The organism is Streptomyces sp. OZ13 (assembly GCF_052068155.1).
Taxonomy (GTDB): Bacteria; Actinomycetota; Actinomycetes; order Streptomycetales; family Streptomycetaceae; genus Streptomyces.
The window spans coordinates 593,668-611,879 of sequence record NZ_JBQHCZ010000001.1 but is presented as its reverse complement, the minus strand read 5'-3'; the positions used below and the strand labels follow the sequence as shown (position 1 = coordinate 611,879).

The 18,212-nt window shown below is 71.1% G+C and carries 17 protein-coding genes; 4 read left to right on the top strand and 13 right to left on the bottom strand.

What is annotated here, in order from left to right:
* The first annotated feature begins 17 nt into the window (after positions 1–17).
* Entirely contained in the window at positions 18–2,387 is a 2,370-nt protein-coding gene (locus ACTMTU_RS02725; RefSeq protein ID WP_441261774.1) for a collagenase, read from the top strand.
* Positions 2,388–2,521: 134 nt separating this feature from the next.
* Entirely contained in the window at positions 2,522–3,364 is an 843-nt protein-coding gene (locus ACTMTU_RS02720) for a PP2C family protein-serine/threonine phosphatase (RefSeq protein WP_441261773.1), read from the top strand.
* Positions 3,365–3,495: 131 nt separating this feature from the next.
* On the opposite strand, the gene ACTMTU_RS02715 is transcribed toward ACTMTU_RS02720, so the two are convergent.
* The 7 genes from ACTMTU_RS02715 to ACTMTU_RS02685 form a co-directional block, all read right to left on the bottom strand.
* A complete protein-coding gene (locus ACTMTU_RS02715; RefSeq protein ID WP_441261772.1) occupies positions 3,496–4,935 on the bottom strand; it encodes a DUF4145 domain-containing protein in 1,440 nt (479 codons plus the stop codon).
* Between the two features lie 10 nt (positions 4,936–4,945).
* Entirely contained in the window at positions 4,946–5,701 is a 756-nt protein-coding gene (locus tag ACTMTU_RS02710; protein WP_441261771.1) for a TSUP family transporter, read from the bottom strand.
* A 364-nt stretch (positions 5,702–6,065) separates the two neighbouring features.
* Complete coding sequence (locus tag ACTMTU_RS02705) at positions 6,066–6,521, bottom strand: pyridoxamine 5'-phosphate oxidase family protein (protein WP_441261770.1); 456 nt, start codon at positions 6,519–6,521, stop codon at positions 6,066–6,068.
* Between the two features lie 64 nt (positions 6,522–6,585).
* Entirely contained in the window at positions 6,586–7,212 is a 627-nt protein-coding gene (locus ACTMTU_RS02700) for a glyoxalase (protein WP_441261769.1), read from the bottom strand.
* A gap of 5 nt (positions 7,213–7,217) precedes the next feature.
* Positions 7,218–7,682 carry a helix-turn-helix transcriptional regulator gene (locus ACTMTU_RS02695; protein ID WP_441261768.1) on the bottom strand — a complete coding sequence of 155 codons (465 nt, stop codon included), beginning with the start codon at positions 7,680–7,682 and terminating at the stop codon, positions 7,218–7,220.
* A gap of 114 nt (positions 7,683–7,796) precedes the next feature.
* Positions 7,797–8,207, bottom strand: a complete 411-nt coding sequence (locus tag ACTMTU_RS02690) for a VOC family protein (RefSeq protein ID WP_441261767.1) — start codon at positions 8,205–8,207, stop codon at positions 7,797–7,799.
* Between the two features lie 193 nt (positions 8,208–8,400).
* Positions 8,401–9,534, bottom strand: coding sequence for a GlxA family transcriptional regulator (locus ACTMTU_RS02685; protein ID WP_441261766.1), 1,134 nt, complete (start codon positions 9,532–9,534; stop codon positions 8,401–8,403).
* 96 nt (positions 9,535–9,630) lie between these two features.
* Here ACTMTU_RS02685 and ACTMTU_RS02680 point away from each other — a divergent pair, with 96 nt between their 5' ends.
* Entirely contained in the window at positions 9,631–10,581 is a 951-nt protein-coding gene (locus tag ACTMTU_RS02680; protein ID WP_441261765.1) for an NADP-dependent oxidoreductase, read from the top strand.
* Positions 10,582–10,925: 344 nt separating this feature from the next.
* Here the strand turns inward: ACTMTU_RS02680 and ACTMTU_RS02675 are convergent, their stop codons facing one another.
* Complete coding sequence (locus ACTMTU_RS02675; RefSeq protein ID WP_441261764.1) at positions 10,926–11,105, bottom strand: hypothetical protein; 180 nt, start codon at positions 11,103–11,105, stop codon at positions 10,926–10,928.
* 412 nt (positions 11,106–11,517) lie between these two features.
* Between ACTMTU_RS02675 and ACTMTU_RS02670 the strand changes: the two genes are divergently transcribed.
* Positions 11,518–11,733 (top strand): hypothetical protein, encoded by a 216-nt coding sequence (locus ACTMTU_RS02670; protein ID WP_441261763.1) that lies wholly within the window; start codon positions 11,518–11,520, stop codon positions 11,731–11,733.
* Positions 11,734–12,097: 364 nt separating this feature from the next.
* On the opposite strand, the gene rbsD is transcribed toward ACTMTU_RS02670, so the two are convergent.
* The 5 genes from rbsD to ACTMTU_RS02645 all read right to left on the bottom strand — a co-directional run bounded on the left by rbsD (position 12,098) and on the right by ACTMTU_RS02645 (position 18,133).
* Positions 12,098–12,487 (bottom strand): D-ribose pyranase, encoded by a 390-nt coding sequence (gene rbsD, locus ACTMTU_RS02665; protein WP_441261762.1) that lies wholly within the window; start codon positions 12,485–12,487, stop codon positions 12,098–12,100.
* The gene (locus ACTMTU_RS02660) at positions 12,484–13,491 is read right to left on the bottom strand and encodes a ribokinase (protein ID WP_441261975.1); all 1,008 of its coding nucleotides are present in this window, start codon (positions 13,489–13,491) and stop codon (positions 12,484–12,486) included. The genes rbsD and ACTMTU_RS02660 overlap by 4 nt, the downstream gene beginning before the upstream one ends.
* Before the next feature lie 112 nt (positions 13,492–13,603).
* The gene (locus ACTMTU_RS02655) at positions 13,604–15,571 is read right to left on the bottom strand and encodes an ABC transporter permease/substrate-binding protein (protein WP_441261761.1); all 1,968 of its coding nucleotides are present in this window, start codon (positions 15,569–15,571) and stop codon (positions 13,604–13,606) included.
* A complete protein-coding gene (locus ACTMTU_RS02650; protein WP_441261760.1) occupies positions 15,561–17,102 on the bottom strand; it encodes a sugar ABC transporter ATP-binding protein in 1,542 nt (513 codons plus the stop codon). Before ACTMTU_RS02650 ends, ACTMTU_RS02655 begins: the two co-directional genes overlap by 11 nt.
* The gene (locus tag ACTMTU_RS02645) at positions 17,099–18,133 is read right to left on the bottom strand and encodes a LacI family DNA-binding transcriptional regulator (RefSeq protein ID WP_441261759.1); all 1,035 of its coding nucleotides are present in this window, start codon (positions 18,131–18,133) and stop codon (positions 17,099–17,101) included. The genes ACTMTU_RS02650 and ACTMTU_RS02645 overlap by 4 nt, the downstream gene beginning before the upstream one ends.
* Positions 18,134–18,212: the final 79 nt, after the last annotated feature.

The following is an 18,212-nucleotide window of genomic DNA, read 5'->3' as shown; positions in this document are numbered from 1 at the left end:
CCCACACAGGAGCCGATGTGTTCCAGCCCAGAAACCCACGCCCACGTCCGCGCCCCGTCGCGCGCAGATCCCTGCGCGCAGGCCTGCTCACCGCCGCGACAGCACTCACGCTCTGCGTGACGGCTGTGCAACCCGCCCCCGCGGCCGAACCCGCCCCCACGACTCCCGTCACGCCCTCTGCGACACGGGCGGCATCCCAGGCGAACCCCACCGACAAGGTGGACCGCCTGGCCGAGGCCCCGGACCCCCGAGCCGCCCGTCCGCTGCCGGCCCCGGGCGGCATCACCGGCGGCCGCGTCCCCGGACCTCGTACCCCGGAACAGAAGGGCAAGGCCGACGTCGGCGCGGCGCATGTGCCCTGCACGCTCGACGGCGTCACGGGCCTCACCCCTGGGCAGTTCGCGGACTTCCTCGCCGACCCCGCCGTCACCGCCGACGGCTGCCTTCGCTCCATCCTGTGGACCTGGGACCAGCGCCTCGTCCCGGTCATGTCGGACGCACACGTCCAGGCCGTCTCCCGCCGCATCACCGGCCTCGCCGACGCCCACGACGGCAGGAACGGCAGCCACCTGCTGGAGATGTTCACGTATCTCCACGCCGTCGCCTACCACGACTTCTCGCGCGACGAGATCGACGTCACGGACACGCCGACCCTGACCACCATGCGCCGTGCCGTCGCCCGCTTCGGCTCGGCGTCCCGCACCTTCGACGCCACCCGAACCAACGCGGAGACCTTGCGCGAAGCTCTCTACGCGGCCTCGGCACCCGGCCTGCGTCAGTACCAACTCGCGCTGGTCAAGCGGGTGCTGGCCACCATGGACTCCCGGCACCCCGACACCGCCCAGGACACCTCGTGGGCCGGGGCCGCCCTCGCCGCGCTCAGCCTGAACTACCTCGGCGTCTACCCCGGCAACCAGGACACCGCCTTCCACGCCGCGGCGAAGGCCTCCCCGTCCTACCGTGCCGCCTTCCGGGCCTTCGCCCGGCACACGCACCTCAAGGACCGGCCCAACGCCTGGGTCGTACGTGACGCGCTGAACGAGTACGGCCGCTTCGGCCAGATCGACGGGCTGCGCACCGGGATCGTCTCGGACCTCGGCACGCTCCTGGGCGTCACGGCACGCACCTTCGGTGACAGCAGTGCCCCCTGGGCGAAGGTCGCCACCTGGCTGGGGGTGTACGAGGCCTGCGCCCGGTACCACGTGTGCGCGTCCGACATCGAGAAGCGCCTCTTCCCGCACTCGTACGTCTACGGCGTCGACGGCACCGACCGCATCAGGGTCCGCACCGGTCTCGCCCGGGCCACCGTCGACCAGTTGTACTACGCGAGCAAGCAGGTCAAGGCACAGTTCCACCGCGTGGTCGGCAGTGAGACGCCCCTCGCGGGCGACCCCAACTCCGCCCTGAACGTCGTGCTGTACTCCTCCCGCAAGGAGTACGAGATCTTCCACCCGCTCCTGACCGGTATGGGCACCGACAACGGCGGCATCTACATCGAGAAGGGGGCGACCTTCTACACGTACCAGCGCCGAGTGCCGCAGGACTCCTCGCTGACCCTGGAGGAGTTGTTCCGCCACGAGTACGGGCACTACCTCAACGGCCGCTGGGCGGTGCCCGGCTTCTTCGGCGAGGGCCCCTGGTACGACGGCGACCGGACCACGGCCATGGACGAGGGAACCGCCGAGTTCTTCGCCGGCGCCAGCCGCAGTGACGGCGTCAAGGTCCGCAAGTCGCTCGTCCAGGGCGTCATCGACGACACGGCGAACGGCGGACCGCGCATGACGGTGGACCAGCTGCTGCACGCCACGTACGACGGCGACGGCTTCCGCTTCTACGACTACGCGGGCACCTTCTTCGAGTTCCTCTGGACCCAGCGCCCCTCCCTGCTGCGGGAGATGTACCGCACCCTCCGCGCCGACGACCCGGCCGCGTTCGACGCCTGGCGCGACCGACTCGGCAGGGACCCGGGGCTGCAGAGCGCGTACGACACCTTCCTCGACGCGCAGATCGCCCATGTCGACGACCTGTTCGTGCCCGACACGGCCTATGTCCCGCTGGACCGGCTGCGCGACGGCTCGGCCGACCAGGTTCGCGCCTCCTTCATCGCGACGACCGGCAGCATCCCCGCATGCCGTGGCAGCGGCACGGCCGAGCGCCCGCGGTTCGTCTGCACCGGCCGCATCACAGCGAACCTGACCGACTCGGGCGACGCCGACCTCGTCTTCAAGGACATGTCGGAGACGGTCGACCACTTCCTCCTCGACCGCGCCGCAGGCGGCGACAACAACCTGATCGACATGAACTGCTCGTTCGACGACGTGGACGTCTGGCCCGGCGGACGCGGGGGCACATCCGACTACAGCTGCGAGGGCCCCCTCCGCGCCTGACGGGCCGAACGGGACCGCCACGACCCCCGCGCGCGCCACCGCCCCGAACGGTGGCGCGCGCGGGCCATTCGGGTTTCCGGACGATCACGATCACGATGGTGATGAGCCGGTCCGGGTCTGTCAGGATCCTCCCGATGAGCGAGAACGAGATCTGTGTCCGGTGCGGCGGAATCGTCGCCCCGGACGGCCACTGCTGGGAATGCGGCCACGCGCAGCCGGCCTTCCGGTCGCACGTCGAGGTCACGGCCGCGGACGGCGCGGCGGGCGTCAGCGACCGCGGCAGGCGGCGCGGCGTCAACGCGGACGCCATGGCCCTGACCCGGTGCGGTGACTGGACGATCGGCGTCGTCTGCGACGGCGTCTCCATGTCGCCCCGTTCGGAGCGCGCCGCACAGGTCGCGGCCGAGGTGGGGGCACGTGTGCTGGGGGCGCGACTGCCGGTGGGCGTGCTGCCGGAGACAGCGCTCCGCGAGGCCGTGGCCCGCGCGGCACAGGCGGTCGCCGCCCTGGCCGGCCCTGGCGACACGGACGTGGCACCGGCCTGCACGTTCGTCGCCGGCGTGGCCGGACCGGCGGGAATCTGGAGTGCGTCGGTCGGCGACAGCCGGGCCTACTGGCTGCCGGACGAGGGCACCGGCATGACGCTCACCGAGGACGACATCGGGGAACACGACGCCCTCACCGCCTGGCTGGGCGCGGACACGGACGATACGGAAGCACGCGTCCGGAGCTACCGACCCTCCGTCCCCGGTCGCCTGCTGCTCTGCACGGACGGGTTGTGGCGCTACCTGCCCGACGCCGAGGGCCTGCGGGACGTGCTCACCCGCCTGCCCCGGGCTTCGACTGAGGGCATCGATCTACTGCCGTACGTACGGGAGTTGGTCCGCTACGCGCTGGGCGCGGGCGGGCACGACAACATCACCGCCGTGCTCGTCCCCGTCGACGCGACCGCTCTCCCGGCCCCCTCCGCACCGTGAACGCCGACGCCGGGCGGCCCGGCCGCCCGAACCGCGCACGGCGGCCGGCCACGACCGCGGCAGAACGGCGGCAAGGGACCGGGCGCACCGGGCTCGGGGCGCCGGATCGGCAGGACGCACCCGCCCGGCGCCTACACCGCGCAACCGCAGTGCGGACAGGCCTTCCATGAGGCCTGTATCGGTTCCCTGCACGATCCGCAGCTCCGCCGGCGCAGCTGGCCGCAGTGCGGGCAGGCCACCCAACTGCTGTCCTCGATCGTTCTGCCGCACCGGGTACAGCGGAGCAGGAGCCGGGGGAGCTCCTGGTGCAGCCACTCGAGGATCTCCACCGTCAGGCCGTACGCGGTCTCGGCGTACTGGACGGCTTCACGTCCGCGATGTGCGGAGTCGTTGCGCAGGTTCCGCAGCCAGTGGGCGGCAGCGGCCACCCTGGTCGGCATGACTCCGAACTTGCTCAGCTCTTCGATGACGCTGCTGATGGCCTTGGGCGGAAGCCGGTCGAAACACCTCTCGTAGAAGTCGGCCAGCTCCTGCTCGATGACCTTCCCGGCCTTCACCACGGCCAGCTCCGGCTCGACGGCCAGGAGGGAGCGGATGCTCCGCAGAGCCTGCCGGTATTCGTCCCCGAGGGCCGCGACCCGTTCGATGATGCGGCTGTCGCTGTCCGTGTCGTCCAGGCCGTTCGCCATGAACAGCCGTGCATGCCTGCCGAGAAGAATGGGCGCGCACATGATCGAATCGGAGTAGCCGAGGCGGAGTGTGGATCTCTCTTCGGCCGAGGCGTCGTCGACCGTCTCGTCGAGGGGTTCGAGTGCTGCCGAGAGGTCGGGCATGTTGCCGGAATACAGTCCGGTGGACACGAGGAAGTCCCATGAGCCGCGCAGCGACTCGGTGATCTCCTCCCGTGTCTCCGCCGTGGAGGCACCGGTGGATTCGACCCACTCGATACCGCTCCGGAATATCCTGTCGCAGTCGGCGACGGACAGCCCGTCGGCGAACACTCCCTGCAGGAAGTGGAGTTCCCGGGAGGAGACGCCGAGACGCAGCTTCCGTGAGACGTCGTCGTGCGTCTTCACGAGAGCCCGCACAGCGGCAGGCTTCTCCCGAGCCGTATCGCTGCTCACGCACAGCAGATTCAGCTGGCTCCCGGAGTCCTCGCCCGTGAAAACACGCCGGCCGCCGAGGCGGACCGCCATGGTCGTGAAGGGTTCCCAGCAGGAGATGGCGTCGATGAATCCCGCTTCGAACGCCATGACCTGGTCGTTCGGGGGGAGGTCGACGTAGACCGGGTTACGGTCGGTGGCCTTCGCCCAGGCGTAGGCGATCTCGTGGCCCGTGCTGCCGGAGACCGTTCCGATGCGGGGGCGGGAGGACACCGTGCCCCTGGTGACCACCGCGTGCCCGCTGCCCAGTCGCTGCGCTATCCCGATGGCCCGGACCGGGAGCCCGTAGGAGTAGCCCAGAAGGAAGGGCGTGGAGCCGAAGTACGCCGCATCCAGCGTGCCCGTGAAGAATTTGAGCATCGACTGCAGACCCGAGGTGGCGAATATGAAGTTGACCGACGTCGGCACGGTTGTACTCCTAGGATCCCCAGAGGGTGTTGTAGGCAGCAAGCAAGACAGAGAAGGCGACAATCGTGCTGTTGATCGTGGTCAGCATTCCGGGCGACGTGACGCGGGAAAGCTTGGTGCCGATGAGGAGCGCCACCAGTTGCATCGGCAGGCAGACCAGCGCCAGAAGCATGGCGTTCGCGATCTGATCACCGACCACCAGGAACGTGAGCACCCGCACCACGGCCGACACGAGCAGGACCCGCGTCACGACGATTCTGAGGTCATGGGGCGTCAGGATGCGCTGCAGGTAGATGACGAGGGGTGGTCCGTTGATTCCGGTGATGCCGCCGATGAATCCCGCCAGCAGGCCGACGACCGCTCCCCCTCGGGAACTGATTTTCTGTGACTGTTCGACCGGTCCCCTGCGTTGGGCGACGACCACTGACGCCAGGCCGATGACGACCGCGAACATGAGGAGCCCGGCAGCGACGGTGCTCGGGATGTGGCTGAGGGCCACGACTCCGGCCGAAGTACCGACGGCCATGGTGGCGCCGACGAGGAAGCCTTCACGGCCCCGGCGGATCTGACGGTCGCTGACCGTCATGGCGGCCCCGGAGGTCGCGTCCAGAACTCCTGACGCGGCTACGGCGAGGGGCTGGTTGAACAGAACGGAAGCCACCGGCACGAACAACAGCGCGGGGCCGAACCCGGTGAGCCCTTTGAGGCCGTAGGCGAGGAGGGAAAGGACGGAAATGATCGCCAGGAGCTCCACACTGAGGGTCATTGGGTCCTTTCAGATCCGGCAGGGGGGCGTACGACCGTGGGGATCAGCGTCCTGGGATCAGGGAGCGGCTGGCAGCGCCGGCCTGTGACCGTCCGGACGGACCACAGCACATACCGATCGAGACACCCGGCAACCCCCCGTTCGTAAGCCTCCCGCGCTCCAAGCCCAGCAGCGCGTGCGACGACTGGTCAAGGCCTTTTCACGGCGAACCGTCCTGCGCGAGCGGGCGGTTGCGTGATCACGATAAGCCATCGCCCAGCCGCGGCCCCGGCGTTCGGCTCTTGCCGGATCAGCGGTCCCGCGACGACAGGAGACGCGGGTCGCACCGCTCGCGGACCGGAGGGGGCGGGTCGCCGCGCGACGGTCAGCCGATCCAGCAGCCGTTGCGCATCAGGGTGCGGCCCCGCAGCTCGTTCGCCTCACGCCAGGCCTGTATGCGCCGCGGCCGGATCAGGAAGTACTGGTACGGCTCGTCGAGCTCGCGCGGATCGAAACCGGTCTTCGTCGCGAACGCGTCCCCCGTGCCCGGTGCGAGGCCGGCGACGTCCACCGGCTCGGCGGCGCCGTCGACGAGGACGACATCGCGGGTCGGCCCGAAGCTGAGACGCACCCGCCCGTCCGCCAGCAGATTGCGGCTCGTGACCGAGGAGCGCGGCGTCGAGATGAGGAACGCGGTCCCGTCCCAGAGGTACGAGAGCGGGATGAGGTGGACGCCGCCCGGGGCGCCCGATGTCGCGACCCAGAGATCGACGTCGCTCTCCAGTCTCGCGCGGGTGTCCCGCAGTCTTTCCTCGAGTCCACGCGGCGGCGCGCCCGTCATGCTTCCTCCGGTCGGTTCGTGGAGAGCCCGCCCGTCAGGGTCGGACTCCGTCGGTCATCACATATCAGGCGGTGGGTGCCGGCGCCGCGGCTTCCCACTCGAATCCGTCGGGGTCGGTGAAGGATTCGCCGTCGCCGCCGATCGCGAGCCGGTGCGATCCCGTGCCGTCGGGCGAGACGCCGGCCACCTTGGCCAGGCCACGGCGCTTGTACAGCGCGAGCTTGACGGGACCGGAACCGGTGGCGAACTCGACGTACTTGCTGCCGAAGCCCTTCGCCACGGCGAGGCCGCGGTCGACGTAGAACTGCTTGGTGGCCTTCACGTCCTCGACGCCCAGCAGCAGCACGACCTCGTCGATCTGCCGGGTGGCCGGGCCGGTGTCCTTCTTCGACGACGACGCGATCTGCCAGATCGTCCCGTCCGGGGCCTGTACGACGCCTCCGTAGCCCCAGAGCGACTTGGTGGCGGGCTTCAGCGTCGCGGCGCCGGCCTCCACGGCGGCGTCGACGAGGGCGTTGACGTCGGCCGGCTGGGACACGACGAGCGACAGCGTGAATCCGCGGAAGCCGGTCGTCGGTGCCTCCGAGGCCCGCAGGCGCAGCTGCGTGCCCAGGCCGAAGGCGGTCGTGTAGAACTTTTCGGCGGACGTGGGGTCGGCCACCTCGAGGGTGACGCATTCGATGTTTTCCATGGTCCTCACGCTAGCTCCGGCTCTGCGACCGGTGCTTCTTCATTCCTGACCGTTCTTGTCGCCTGCTTCGCCACGCGCGGCGGCACGCCCTGAGCGGCGCCCGTCACGCGGCGCCGGTAGGCGCTGGGCGGCATGCCGACGAGCTCGGTGAAGCGGGTGCTGAAGGTCCCCGGCGACGAGCAGCCGACCGCCAGGCAGACCTCGGTGACGCTGAGGTCACCACGACGCAGCAGCACCGTGGCGCGCTCGATGCGGCGTGTCATCAGGTAGGCGTACGGCGACTCGCCGTACGCGATCCGGAACTGGCGGCTGAGGTGGCCGGGGGACATGTCCGCGCCGCGGGCCAGTGCCTCGACGTTCAGCGGCTGCGCGTACTCCCGGTCGATCCGGTCACGGACGCGACGCAGTCGCGCGAACTCGCTCAGGCGGTGCGCCACGGTGAGTGCGCGCGCCCATGCGGGACGACACATGAGACAACCCCTTTGCTTGGAGGAGGGGACGGCGAGGAGCGGACCGCGACGGACGGTCCGCGCCGAGCGACCGCGACGGACGGACCGCGCGGACGACCGCCACGGACGGACCGGTCAGCGGAGCTCCTGGATGCGGATCAGGTTGCCCGCGGGGTCACGGAAGGCACAGTCGCGGATGCCGTACGGCTGCTCGGTCGGCTCCTGGACGACCTCGACGTCGCGTGCCTGCACCTTCTCGAACGTGTCGTCGAGGTCCGGGGTGGCCAGCAGGATCCAGCCGTAGGTGCCCTTGGCCATCATCTCGGTGATGGTGCGGCGCTCGTCCTCGGTGACGCCGGGGTCGGCCGCCGGCGGCGCCAGGAGGATGGACGTGCCGGGCTGACCGACGGGGCCGACGGTGATCCAGCGCATCTTGCCCTGTCCGACGTCGCTGCGGACCTCGAAGCCCAGGGCGTCGCGGTAGAAGGCCAGCGACGCGTCCGGGTCGTTGTGCGGGAGGAAGCTCGTGTGAATGGTGATGTCCATGACGATCATGGTAGGGACGGCTCGGTGACCGTGCTTCTCGATTCCTGACCGATCTGCGACGTGTCCGATCCCGCGCCCGTCCCGCACCCCGCCACCCTCCACCCCGGCCCCCAGCCGGGGCGCGGTGCGCACCGGGCGCGCCGACCGCGAAGGCGACGCTGCGCAGGGGCGGACGACGTCCGGGGCGTACTGGTCATGCTGTGGCGCGTCGTGCCTCGGGGCCGGGTCGGCCACGGGTGACCCCGGACGCTCCCGGCCCGACGACCCCGCGCCGGGCTGTCCGGACGCCGGCCGAGGCGTGGAAGGTGCGGCGGTACGCGGCGGGCGGGACGCCGACGAGTTCTCGCATGTGCTGACGCAGGGAGTTGGCACTCCCGAATCCGGCCCGGTCCGCCACCAGGTCGATGGACAGGTCGCTGGTTTCCAGCAACTGCTTCGCGAACTCGACCCGTTGGGCCGTGAGCCACTGGCCGGGAGTGAGGCCGGCCTCGTCACGGAACCGCCGGGTGAAGGTCCGCACGCTCATCCCGGCGTGTCCCGCCAGCTCCCCCAGGGTCAGCGGGCGGTGCAGCCGTTCGAGCGCCCAGGCGCGGGTGGGCGCGGTCGTGGCGGCCGTGGGGGCCGGCACCGGACGCTCGATGTACTGGGCCTGGCCGCCGTCCCGCCACGGTGGGACGATGCAGCGCCGGGCCACCTGATTGGCGAGCGCGCTGCCGTGGTCACGGCGTACCAGGTGCAGACAGACGTCGACGCCGGCCGCCGCGCCGGCCGAGGTCAGCAGATCGCCGTCGTCGACGAAGAGCACGTCCTCGTCGAACCGGACGCGGGGGAACAGCCGCCGGAAGTGCTCTGCCTCCGCCCAGTGGGTGGTGGCCGGGCGGCCGTCGAGGAGCCCTGCCGCGGCGAGCACGAAGGCGCCGGTGCAGATCGACACGATCCGGGTACCGGGCCGGATCCTGGCCAGGGCTGCCGCCACCGGCTCGGGCAGCACGCCCTGCTCTCCGATGACGCCGAGGCGGTGCGTGGCGGCGACGACCACGGTGTCCGCGCGTTCCAGTGCCTCGGCACCGTGCTGCACGTCGATGGAGAAGCCGGCCTCCGTGCGCACGGAACGGCCGTCGGGAGTGCAGACGTCCACCGCGTACAGCGCCGTGCCGTCCGCACCGCGGGCGGTGCCGAAGATACGGGCGGGAATCCCAAGTTCGAAGGTCATCACGCCGTCGAGGGCGAGCACGGCGACCCGGTGCGGGTCGGATCCGGGTGGCACGACGCAGCCCTCCTCGGGCGTCCATTCCGTGGTCCGGGCGCGCTGCCTTTCGAGGGTCATGGCCAGATTCTGTCACATCATGGCCATCAGGCCAGTTCTGCGGGACTGGCTGAGCGCGGAAGGTGGTCGGGTACATCGGACACGGAAGGACATTGCATGAACGGCACCACGATGCGCGCGATCACCGTCCCCTCCTGGGGAGGCCCCGAGACCCTGACCCTCGCCGACCTTCCCCGGCCCGTGCCGGGCCCGACCGAGATCCTCGTCAGGGTGCACGCCGCCGGGGTGAACCCGGTCGACTGGAAGACCCGGGCCACGGGCGGCTTCGGGATGCACGGCGAGCCGCCGGTGCTGGGACACGACGTGTCGGGTGTCGTCGAACAGGTGGGGCCCGGCGTCACGCTGTACCGGCCGGGCGACGAGGTCTTCGGCATGCCCGAGTTTCCGCGGCAGGCCGGCGGCTACGCCGAGTACGTCACGGGTCCGGCACGGCACTTCGCCCCGAAGCCGGCGGAGCTCACCCACATCGAGGCGGCCGCCCTGCCGCTGGCGGGGCTGACCGCATGGCAGGCACTGGTGGAGACGGCGGGCCTGACCGGCGGGCAGCGGGTCCTGATCCACGCGGCGGCGGGCGGCGTGGGCCACCTCGCCGTGCAGATCGCCTCGGCACGCGGCGCGTACGTCGTCGGCACCGCCCGTGAGCACAAGCACGCGCTGCTCAAGGAACTCGGCGCAGACGAGGTCATCGACTACAGCCGCCAGGATTTCGTGACGGCGCTGGGCAGGACCGTGGACGTGGTGCTGGACTCGGTCGGAGGCGACTACGGGCCGCGGTCGCTCGCGGTGCTGCGGGACGGCGGCACGCTCGTCACTCTGCCGTCGCCCGACGAAGTGCCCGCCGGCGCGGACCGGGGTGTGCGCACCGGCTTCACGCTGGTGGAACCCGACTCCACGGGCATGCGGGCACTGGCCGGACTGGTCGCTGCGGGGCGGCTGCGGCCCGTGGTGGAGACGGTGCTGCCGCTGGAGCGGGCCGCGGACGCCCACCGGCTCGGCGAGGCGGGCCGCACCCGGGGCAAGATCGTCCTCTCGGTCCGCGAGGGCTGACGTTTCCGGCGGTCCGGGGCCTGCCCGGCCCTCTCGGGGTCGGGCGCACCGGGCGTCCGGACCGCCGGGGTCCGGTCACCCGGAACGGTTCGCGCCGGGCGGTCGGCACCACCAGGGTCGCGGCTCGACCCGAGGCGGGCGTCAGCGGTCGTGCCGGACCAGGCTGTGCACGAGGACGGACAGCGCCACCACGATCACCGTCACGTGCAGCCATCCGGAAGCAGCCGCGGCATCCACGGCCGCCGTTGTCATCAGGGCCATCATGTCCTCCGGTTCGATTCACCGAGCGAGCCGAACGGGCCGTGTGCGAGGAACGGCCCGGGGCATCGGTACGGGTCAGGCTCTCAGCGCCGACGGGTCCGGCCGGACCTCCAGGACGTGCCCACGCCTGCGACATGGAGTGCGAGCAGCATCAGGCCCAGGAGCATCACGTTCGTCGACGCGAAGACTTCGTTCGTATCGATCTCGGCGGCGTTGATGAGGAACGCGATGAAGAACATCACCGCGGCGGCAAGACCCAGCATCGGACAACTCCCTCACATCGTGTTCGCTTACGGCTCGTCTGCCCCCGGAGCCCGCGGTCAGACCCTCCCGCCGCCACAACCCGGAGCTGCGGCCGCCGATGCCGCATCCGCGGAAGCCCGGGGGTCGGCCGGAGACCCGAGCGCCCCGGTCGACGGAGGCGCTATTCGCCCCCCGCTGCCCGCGGAAAAGTGCACGCTATTTGGTGTTGTCGTGAAGAAGTATTCACCCGTCAGAAACGGAACCACAGTTGCCGGTTGACCCGTTGGCGTGATCTCATCCTCGGGAACGGGAGTCCTGATCGCGGATGCCCATTCCGGGCGCAAGGCGACGGTTCACGTCGGCCCGTTTCCCTTTGACGCGCGTACGGTCGGCGTCAGTTCAGGAATCCCCCCGTATGGAAAGGGAGAGACAGTGCGTAACGGCTTCACCCCGGTTGAGACCGCCGAAATTTCCGAGAGCGAGCTGGACGGCATTGCCGGCGGTATCGCGAGCGCCCACGTCGGTGTCAACGGCTACGGCGCCGCCGCGAACGTCGGTGACGTCGTCGGCACCGTCCAGTCCGTCGCGGCCGTCGTGCCGGTCGCCGCGGCCACCGGTCTCGTCTCGGTGCAGACCACCGGCATCTGATACCACCGCAGACCGAGAAGGACCGCTTTCGGGCCCTGTCGGTCGTGCGTTGCTCGAGCGGGCCCCGGAACGCTTCCAGTTCCGGGGCCCATTCGCATGCCTTTCGCACTCCGGCACGTTTTCGTGTTCTCTCGCGAATCACCGCGCAGCGGGAATTCCGGTACGGGCGGCGGGCCGTTGAAGCGGGACGATCCTCTCTGCGGGCAGGGCGCCCGAATACGCCGAAGGCGGCGGCCCGGGCAGAGCCCCGGCCACCGCACGGCATTCATCACGGTCCGGCTTTCGGAACGCACGGTGAAGAAACGACCACCGTTCCCTCACAGACGGCCGGACCCGGACACTGTTCGCACCGGCCCGTTCCGCTTCAGAAGAAGACGCCGCAGCGCAGCAGTACGTTCGCGTAGGGCCGCGCCTCCCCCGTCCGCACCACCAGGCCGGCGTCCCGGCTGCGGGCCTTGAGCTCGTCGTGCGTGACGAAGTCCAGCGCCGGGAGCCGTTCCGCCAGCAGGCGGGCCGCGGGCGGATTGGCGTCGTGGACCTCGTGGGCGGCGGTCGCGGACTCGATCACCAGCTCGTCGAGCAGGCCGTCGAGCACGTCGGCGAAGGACGGGATGCCGGCCCGGAAGGCAAGGTCGACCACGCGCGGGCCCGACGGGACCGGCATGCCGACGTCGCAGACCAGGACGGTGTCGCCGTGGCCCAACTCGGCCAGGGCTCCCGCCAGATGGCGGTTGAGGATGCCGTACTTCTTCACCGGGCCCCGGCCTCCTCCACGGACTGCACGGACTCCTCGACGGACGGCACCGACTCCCCCACGGCCGGCAAGGAGTCACCCGCGCTCGGGAACGACTCCTGCGCGCCCCTGCCGGTGACGGCCGCGGCACCGACCCGGACCGCGAAACCGGCCGCCTCCGCCAGGGTCTCGCCGAGTCCGAGCCGCCAGGCGAGGGCCGCCGTGAACGCGTCACCCGCGCCCGTCGTGTCGACCGCGTCGACCTTCGGGCTCGGTACGCGCACGCAGCCGCCCGCCTCCGCGACGAGCGCCCCCTCCGCGCCCAGCGTCACGACGACCGAGCGGGGGCCGAGGGCCAGCAGGTCGCGGGCCCAGTCCTCCGGGCGGTCACCCGTCTCGCCCAGCATGTATCGCGCCTCGTGCTCGTTGACGACCAGCGGGTCGCAAGCGGCGAGCACGTCCGCGGGCAGAGGCGCCGGCGGGGACGGGTTGAGTACGAACCGGGTCCCCGAGGGCAGCGTGCGGGCCACCTCGGCGACCGTGTCGAGGGGGATCTCCAACTGGAGGGAGACCACCCCGGCGCGGGCGATCAGTTCGCCCGCGGCCCGGACGTCACCGGGGGTGAGCCGGCCGTTGGCGCCCGGTGAGACGACGATGCTGTTGTCGCCCGACGGGTCGACGGTGATCAGCGCGACGCCGGTGGGCGCCCCGCCGACCAGGACTCCGCCGGTGTCGACGCCGGCGGCCCGCTGCGAGTCGAGCAGCAGCCGCCCGTGGGCGTCGTCGCCGACCCGGGCCAGCAGGGCGGTCCGGGCGCCGAGGCGAGCGGCGGCGACGGCCTGGTTGGCGCCCTTGCCGCCGGGGTGGACGGCCAGGTCGGAGCCGAGGACCGTCTCGCCCGCGGCGGGCCGGCGTTCGACACCGATGACCAGGTCGGCGTTGGCCGACCCCACGACCAGCAGGTCGTAGTCGTCCCTTCCCTGCCGGACACTTCCCTGCGGGCGCCTCTCCACGCGCTCGTCCATGCGGGGACCCTCTTCCTGCGGCGTCATGAGAGGCCGCCCCCTTCCTGTGCGGTCGTGCGAGCCCGGCCGCTTTCCTGCACGGTCACAACGGGCCGGCCACTCTCCTGCGGCGTCATGAGAAGTCGGCGACGTTCTCGCGGGTGACGACCTTGACCGGGACCTTCACCATGCTCTCCACGCTCTTGCCCTGTGCCGCCAGGACCGCGTTCTGGACGGCGATCTTCCCCAGTTCCGCGGGCTGCTGGGCGATCGACGCGTACAGCGTGCCCGCCTCGACCGCCTTCAGGCCGTCGGGGGTGCCGTCGAAGCCGACGACGGAGACCGAGCTGCCGGCCTTGCTGCCCAGCGCCTTGACCGCGCCCAGCGCCATCTCGTCGTTCTCGGCGAAGACGCCGTTGATGCCGGAGTTGGCCTGGAGCAGGTTGGTCATGACGTCGAGGCCCTTCGTGCGGTCGAAGTCCGCGGGCTGCTTGGCAAGCACCTTGATGCCCGGGTAGTCCTTGAGGCCCTCCGCGAAGCCCGCGCCGCGCTCGCGGCTGGCGGAGGTGCCGGCCGTGCCCTGAAGGATCACGATGCTGCCCTTGCCGCCGAGCCTCTCGGCCAGTGTCTTCGCGGCGAGCTTGCCGCCGGCGACGTTGTCCGAGGCCACCAGGGCGGCGGTCTCGGCCTTGTTCACGCCGCGGTCGGCGGCGATGACCGGGATGTCGGCCTTGTTGGCGCCGCGCACGGCCGGGCCGACGGCGTCGGAGTCCACCGGGTTGACGATGACCGACTTCACTCCGGAGCTGGTGAAGTTCTGCAGCTGGTTGGCCTGCTGGGAGGCGTCGTTCTGGGCGTCGGTGACGGTGAGGTCGATGCCCGCGGCCTCGGCCTCCGCCTGCGCGCCCTCCTTCATCTGCACGAAGAAGGGGTTGTTGAGCGTGGACAGCGACATGCCGATCTTCGTGTTCGTCGACGACGGTCCGGGGTTGAGGAGCGAAACGGCGCCGACGACGGCGGCGACGATCGCCGCGGCGACGGCGAACTTCGCCGCGCTCTTCTTCTTCCCGCCGGAGCTCCCGGTCCCGGCGGCGGCCGCGCCGCCTCCCGTGGCGCCGGCGCGGCGGCGGAGCGTGTCCAGCAGCACCGCGAGGGCGATGACGACACCGATGACGACCTGCTGCCAGAAGGCGGAGACGGACAGCAGGTTGAGGCCGTTGCGCAGCACGGCGAGGATCAGCGCGCCGATCAGGGTGCCGGACGCCTTGCCCACACCGCCGGCGAGGCTGGCGCCGCCGATGACGACGGCGGCGATGGCGTCGAGTTCGTAACCCTGGGCGGCCTGCGGCTGGGCGGAGGCGAGCCGGGAGGCGAGGACGACACCGGCGACGGCGGCGAAGAGGCCGGACAGCGCGTAGATGACGAGCTTCTGCCGCTTGACGCGCAGGCCGGAGAGGCGGGCGGCCTCCTCGTTGCCGCCGATGGCGTACATGGAGCGGCCGATGTAGGTGCGGCCGAGGATCAGCGCGGTGAGCAGGCCCATCGCGATCATCACGAGGACGGGGACGGGGAGCCAGCCGCCGAGCGTGTCGCCGAGCCCGGACACGGAGTCGGGGAACGCGATGGGGCTGCCCTGTGAGATGACCAGGGACAGTCCGCGGCCGATCGACAGCATCGCGAGCGTGGCGATGAACGGCGGCAGCTTGCCGTACGAGACGAGCGCGCCGTTGACGAGGCCGCAGGCCGCGCCGGTCGCGACGGCGAGGACGACGGCCAGCCACACCGGCACTCCCTCGCTGGTCGCCGTCCAGGCCAGCACGGTGGCGGACAGCGCGGCGACGGAGCCGACGGACAGGTCGATGCCGGCGGAGACGATGACGAAGGTGACACCGAACGCGAGGATCGCGGTGACGGCTGCCTGGACGCCGACGTTGAGCAGGTTCTGCGTCGTCAGGAAGTCGCCGGAGAGCAGCGACATCGCGACGAGCAGGACGACGAGAGCGGTCAGGGCACCGTTGTCGAGGAGTATGCGACGGAGCGCGGAGCCGCCCGCCGGGGCGCCGCTCGCGCCCCTGTCGTTCTTCAGCGTGTCAGTGGCCACGGGGGCTCTCCTCTTCGTTCACTGCGGGGTCGTTCGCAGGAGTGGCGGTGGTGACGGCGAGGGCCATCACCGCGTCCTGGGTGGCTTGTTCTGCGTCGAGTTCGCCGGCGATCCGGCCCTGGGCCATGACCAGCACCCGGTCGCTCATACCGAGCACTTCCGGCAGGTCGCTGGAGATCATCAGGACCGCGTGGCCGGAGGCGGTGAGCTCGTTGACGAGCTGGTAGATCTCGACCTTGGCGCCGACGTCGATGCCTCGGGTGGGTTCGTCGAGGATCAGTACGCGGGTGTCGGCGAGCAGCCACTTGCCGATGACGACCTTCTGCTGGTTGCCGCCCGACAGGGTGCGTACATGCTGGCCGAGGCCCGCCATCCGGACACCGAGCTGCTCGGCGATGCGGGCGGCGGCCGTGCGCTGTGCCTTGAGGTCGACGAGTCCGGCGCGCGTCGCCGAACGCAGGGTGACCAGGCCGAGGTTCTCCTGCACGGAGGCGTCGAGGACCAGGCCCTGCCCCTTGCGGTCCTCAGGGACGAGGCCGATGCCGGCGCCCATCGCGGCGCCCACGTCGTGGGTGGGCAGCGTGCGCCCGAGGACCTGGACGCTGCCCCGGTCGTAGGGGTCGGCGCCGAAGACGGCGCGGGCGACCTCGGTGCGGCCGGCGCCGACGAGTCCTGCGAGGCCGACGACCTCACCGGCCCGTACCTCGAAGCTGACGTCGTGGAAGACACCGTCGCGGGTCAGTCCGCGCACGGACAGCAACGGCTCACCGGCCGCCGGCCTTTCGCGCGGGTACTGCTGCTCGATGGAGCGGCCCACCATGAGCCGTACGAGTTCGTCCTCGGGGGTCGAGGCGGGCACCTGGTCGACGGAGCGGCCGTCGCGCAGGACGGTGACGCGGTCGCCGAGGGCGGCGATCTCCTCGAGGTGGTGGGTGATGAAGACGATGCCGACGCCGTCCTCGCGCAGTTGCCGCACGATACGGAAGAGCTTGTCGACCTCCTCCGTGGTCAGCACGGCGGTCGGCTCGTCCATGATCAGGACGCGGGCGTCGAGGCTGAGGGCCTTGGCGATCTCCACCATCTGGAGGCGGGCGATGCCGAGTTCGCGTACGCGTGCCCGCGGGGACACCCGGACGCCGACGCGGTCGAGGAGCTGCTGCGCCCGGGCCTCCATCGTCCTGCGGTCGATCATGCCGAAGCGCCGTGGCTGGCGGCCGAGGAAGATGTTCTCGGCGACCGTCAGGTCGGGCACCAGGTTGAACTCCTGGTAGATGGTGGCGATGCCGAGGCGTTCCGCGTCCTGGGCGCTGTGGATGCGCACCTCCTGCCCTTCGGCGAGGATGCGCCCGCTGTCGGGCCGGTAGGCGCCGGAGAGCATCTTGATGAGGGTGCTCTTGCCGGCTCCGTTCTCGCCGAGGAGGACGTGGACCTCGCCGCGGCGCAGGTCGAAGTCGACGGAGTCGAGGGCGACCACACCGGGGAAGGTCTTGCGGATGCCTTCGATGCGCAGCAACTCGTCCGGGCTGCTCACAAGTTGCTCCTTTGCTGGGACGTGGTGGGGACGGGGGCCGGCGGCTCGCCGCAGGAACGGCGCACGACGAGGGTGGCGGGGAGGGTGACGGACTGCGGGGGTCTGCCTTCGATCAGGTCGACCAGCGCCCGTACGGCGGCTCTGGCCAGGTCGGCGGTCGGCTGGGCGATCGCCGTGATCGGCGGGTCGGTGTGGACGAACCACGGGATGTCGTCGAAGGCGGCGAGTCCGATGTCGTCGGGGACGCGCAGGCCGCGGGCGCGGATCGCGTCGAGCGCGCCGAGGGCCATCAGGTTGTCGGCGGCGAAGACGACTTCGGGCGGCCGGGGCAGGTCGAGGAAGCGCTCGGTGGCGCGGCGTCCGCTGTCGGCCTGGAAGTCGCCCTGGCCGATGTAGTCGTCGGGCAGCGGCAGTCCGTAGGCGTGCAGCGCTTCCCGGAAGGCGTCGACGCGCTCCTGTCCGGTGGTGGTGGCCGCGGGTCCTGCGATGATCGCGAGCCGCCGGTGGCCGAGACGGTGCAGGTGGGCGACGAGGTCACGGACGGCGGCGCGGCCGTCCGCGCGGACGACGGGGACGTCGACGCCGGGGATCCACCGGTCGACGAAGACCATGGGGGTGCCGCCGCCGGCCGCGTCGAGCATCAGCGGGGAACGCCCGTCGGCGGGTGAGACGAGCAGACCGTCGATCCTGCGCTCGAGCAGTGTGCGGACGTGGTGGTCCTGGAGGTCCGGCTGCTCGTTGGCGTTGCCGATGATGACGCTGTAGCCGCGGGTGCGGGCCTCCTCCTCGACGGAGCGGGCCAGCTCGGTGAAGTACGGGTTGAGGACGTCGCTGATGACGAGACCGATGGTGCGGGTCTGGTCCGTGCGCAGCGAGCGGGCGACCGCGTTGGGCCGGTAGCCGAGCGTCTCGACGGCGGCGAGGACGCGGGCCCTGGCCTCGGGGCTGACGGAGGGATGGTTGTTGAGCGCCCGCGAGACCGTCGCGACGGACAGTCCCGCGGCGGCGGCCACATCCTTGATGCCGGCCATGTCCGGACCACCTCCTTGTGGATCCCGAAAGCCTTCGACCCCATGCGGCGCGCCGCATGGAAACGTTTACACGGAGAGA